Annotated in this window: 4 protein-coding genes; all 4 read right to left on the bottom strand. The window is 70.1% G+C overall.

Annotated elements, in window-relative coordinates; translation table 11 throughout:
- Positions 1–556: LacI family DNA-binding transcriptional regulator (locus ABZ260_RS47940; RefSeq protein ID WP_355631762.1), on the bottom strand; the 556-nt coding region annotated here is incomplete at its 3' end.
- Positions 543–2,162: a glycoside hydrolase family 13 protein gene (locus ABZ260_RS47935; protein ID WP_355631759.1), complete on the bottom strand. Its 1,620-nt coding sequence runs from the start codon at positions 2,160–2,162 to the stop codon at positions 543–545. The genes ABZ260_RS47940 and ABZ260_RS47935, both read right to left, overlap by 14 nt.
- 50 nt (positions 2,163–2,212) lie before the next feature.
- The gene (locus tag ABZ260_RS47930; protein WP_355631756.1) at positions 2,213–3,082 is read right to left on the bottom strand and encodes a carbohydrate ABC transporter permease; all 870 of its coding nucleotides are present in this window, start codon (positions 3,080–3,082) and stop codon (positions 2,213–2,215) included.
- Positions 3,079–4,042 (bottom strand): sugar ABC transporter permease (locus tag ABZ260_RS47925; RefSeq protein WP_355631753.1); only part of this gene is annotated, 964 nt, incomplete at its 5' end. The genes ABZ260_RS47925 and ABZ260_RS47930, both read right to left, overlap by 4 nt.

Raw genomic sequence — 4,042 nt, 5'->3', positions numbered from 1 at the left:
GGTGCTGAACGGCCAGCCGCGCCGCGGCCCGGTCGTCGGGTGAGATGAAGGGGGCGGGGACGTCGGCGGCGTGCCCGTTGAGCAGGACGATGGGCACGCCCTGCCCGATCAGCTGGGTGTAGCGGTCCGAACGCGCGGTGACGTCGGCGTGCAGTCCGGAGACGAAGATGATGCCGCTGACCCCGCGCTCCACGAGCAGTTCGGTGAACTCGTCCTCGACCGCGCCGCCGGGCAGCTGGGTGCAGAGCACCGGGGTGTAGCCGTACTGGGTCAGCGTCTTCTCGAACGCCTGGGCGAACGCCGGGAAGATCGGGTTGTCCAGTTCCGGGGTGACCAGGCCGATCAGCCCGTTGCTGCGCTGGCGCAGCCGCTGCGGGCGCTCGTACCCCATGACGTCCAGCGCGGCCAGCACCGCGCGCCGGGTGACGACGGAGACCCCCGGCTTGCCGTTGAGCACCCGGCTGACCGTGGCCTCGCTGACCCCGGCCTGCGCGGCGATGTCGGTCAGCCGGGCGGTGCTGTTGCCGAGCGGGCCGACGGCACTAGGAGGCGTCATCGCGTTGCCACCAGACGGCGGAGTCGGGCGCGAGCCGCGCGACGCCGCCTTGGACGACCGGCTCGGCGCTGGCCAGCAGGACCCGCCCGGGGGCGGGCAGCTCCACGGGGTCGCCGGTGAGGTTGACGGTGCAGGTGAAGCCGGCGTCGCGGGTGAAGACCAGCGTTCCCTCCGGGGAGTCGAGCCAGGCCAGCGGGGTCTCACCGAAGGCCCTCCGCTCGCGCCTGATCCGGAGCGCGTCGCGGTACAGGTTCAGCGTGGAGAGCGGCTCCTCCAGCTGGGACTCGACGCTGAGCGGGCCCCAGGAGGACGGTATGGGGAGCCACGTCCTGTTGACGCCCGGCAGGCTGAAGCCGAAGTGCGGCTCGCCGCCGGACCAGGGGAGCGGCACCCGGCAGCCGTCACGGCCGTCGTCGGGGTTGCGGAGCCGCTGCGGGTCGCGCAGGAACTCCTCGGGAAGGTCGAGAACCTCCGGCAGGCCGAGCTCCTCGCCCTGGTAGACGTAGGCCGAGCCGGGCAGGGAGAGCGTCAGCAGGGCCGCGGCGCGGGAGCGGCGCAGACCGACCTCGCCGCCACCGTACCGGGTGAGGTGGCGCTTGACGTCGTGGTTGGAAAGCACCCAGGTGCTGGGCGCGCCGACCAGCCCGGCGGTCGCCAGCGACTCCTCGATGACCGCGCGGAACCCCTCCGCCTCCCAGGGGGTGTTGAGGAAGTGGAAGTTGAACGCCTGGTGCAGCTCATCGGGACGGACGTAGTTGGCCAGCCGCTGCGGGGACGGCGCCCACGCCTCGGCGACGCCGATCCGCTCTCCGGGGTAGGAGTCGAGCAGCCTGCGCCAGGCGCGGTGGATCTCGTGCACGCCGTCCTGGTCGAAGAACGGCACCACGTCGGTGCCGATCATCCGGATCTGGCCGCTGTGCCCGATGTCGGGCAGCCCCTCGGCCTTGACCATGCCGTGGGCGACGTCGATGCGGAAGCCGTCGACCCCCAGGTCGAGCCAGAACCGCAGGATCGACTCGAACTCCGCGTGAACCTCGGGGTTCTCCCAGTTCAGGTCGGGCTGCTCGGGTGCGAACAGGTGGAGGTACCACTCGCCGTCCGGCAGCCGGGTCCACGCGGAGCCGCCGAAGACCGACTCCCAGTCGTTGGGCGGCAGCTCTCCGGCCGCGCCCCGGCCCTGGCGGAAGATGTAACGCTCGCGCGCGGGGGCTCCCGGACCCGCCGCCACCGCCTCCGCGAACCAGACGTGCTGGTCGGAGGTGTGGTTGGGCACCACGTCCACGATGACCCGCAGGCCGTGACCGTGCGCGTCGCCGATCAGCGCCCTGGCGTCGTCCAGCGAGCCGAAGATCGGGTCCACGTCCCGGTAGTCGGCCACGTCGTAGCCGAAGTCGGCCATCGGCGAGGTGAAGAACGGAGTGAGCCAGATCGCGTCGACCCCGAGGTCCGCCAGGTACGGCAGCCTGCCGCGCGCGCCGAGCAGGTCACCCACACCGTCGCCGTTGCCGTCGGCGAAGCTGCGCACGTAGACCTGGTAGATCACCGCGTCGCGCCACCATCGGGTGGCGGTCCCGGCAGCACGGTCCGCGTAGACAAGCTCGGTCATGTTAAATCCCCCGATCAGGTGACATGTCAGGACGTGATAGCACGGTGGTGTTACGACTTCGTGGCACCGGCGGTAAGTCCGGCGACCAGGTGCCGCTGGACGAGCAGGAAGACGATCGCCGCGGGCACCGCGATCAGCACCGCCGAGGCGGTGAGCAGGCCCCAGTCGGACCAGTGCTGGCCGACGAACTGCTGGAGGCCGATGCCGAGCGTGCGCTTCTCCTCCTGCGACATGAACACGGTGGCGTAGGCCACCTCGCCCCAGGCGGTCATGAAGGAGTAGAAGGCGGTGACCGCCAGGCTGGGCCTGGCCAGCGGCAGGATGACCCGCCAGAACGTGCCGAACGGGGTCAGGCCGTCGACCATTCCGGCCTGGTCGATCTCGCGCGGGATGGAGTCGAAGTAGCTCTTCATCATCCACGCGCAGAACGGCACCGCCACGGTCATGTAGGCGATGACCAGCCCGGCGATCTGGTTGAGCAGCCCGAGGCCCGCCATCAGGTTGTAGAGGGGGACGATCAGGATCGCCACCGGGAACATCTGGGTGACCAGCAGCGTCCACATCACCCCGCGGTGGCCGGGGAAGCGGAAGCGGCTGATCGCGTACCCGGTCGTGGAGGCCAGGAAGACGCCGATGACCGTGGTCAGCCCGGCGACGATCATCGAGTTGAGCAGCCAGGTCGGGAACTGCGTCTCGGTCAGCACCCGGACGTAGTTGTCCAGCGAGGGCTGGTTGAAGATCTCCAGCTCGCTGGAGAGCCAGCCGTCGCGCGGCTTGAGCGAGGTCAGGAACAGCCAGACGATCGGGAACAGCGAGACGGCGACCGCGGCGAGCAGGGTTCCGTGCAGCAGGATCGACTTCCCCACACCGCGTTCCCCGCGCCTCCGGGCGCGCCCGGCGGTGGTGGTGACGGTGCTCACCAGACCTCCCCTTGCTTGCGCAGCGAGCGCCGGTAGACCACGGCCAGCACGACGAGGAGCAGCAGGACGATGACTCCCCAGGCCGCGGAGTTGGAGTAGTTGCGGACCCCGGTGAACGCCTCGCGGAAGGCGTAGGTGACCAGGATCTCGGTGGAGCTGCCCGGCCCTCCCCCGCTGATCAGGTAGATCACCGGGAACATGTTGAAGGTCCAGATCGTGCCCAGCAGGACGACGGTGCTCGACACGGTGCGCAGGCCGGGGACGGTGATGAAGCGGAAGCGCTGCCAGGGGGTGGCACCGTCCACCTCCGCCGCCTCGTAGAGCTCACCGGGGATCGACTGGAGCCCGCCCAGCACGGCGACCATCATGAACGGCACGCCCATCCAGACGTTGACCGCGATGACCGCGATCTTCGCCGTGGTCGGGTCGTCGAGCCAGCCGACCGCGCCGAGGCCGGCGGCCTTGAGCATCGCGTTGATCACGCCGAAGTCGCTGTTGTAGAGGTAGCGCCAGATGAACGCGGAGACGAATCCGGGGATCGCCCACGGCAGGATGAGCAGCAGCCGGTAGGCCGAGCGGAATTTGAGCCTGCGGTTGAGCAGCAGCGCCAGGCCCAGACCCAGGCCGTAGTGGAGCGAGACGCAGGCGACGGTCCACACGACGGTCCAGATCAGCTTCTCCCAGAACAGGCCGCTGGTCAGGATCGCGATGTAGTTGTCAAGCCCGACGAACTCGTAGGTCGAGGGGATGACGTTGACGCCGATCGTGCGGCCGATGTTGGCCTCGGTCGCGTCGGTCAGGGACAGGTAGACGCCTCGGGCCAGCGGCCAGCCGATCAGCAGGCCGGTGACCAGGATCACCGGGGCGACCATGGCCCAGGCGTACCAGTGCCTGCCCACCGCTCGCCGGAACGGGCCGGTGCCCTGGTGGCGGCCCTGGCCGCGGGGGGGGGGGGGGGCC

Source organism: Streptosporangium sp. NPDC006013 (assembly GCF_040614275.1).
GTDB lineage: Bacteria > Actinomycetota > Actinomycetes > Streptosporangiales > Streptosporangiaceae > Streptosporangium.
This window is presented reverse-complemented; position numbering and strand designations above follow the sequence as displayed.

Bases quoted from the DNA above. Each gene is read 5' to 3' on its own strand.
- ABZ260_RS47935 (WP_355631759.1), bottom strand. From the start codon at position 2,162: ATGACCGAGCTTGTCTACGCGGACCGTGCTGCCGGGACCGCCACCCGA.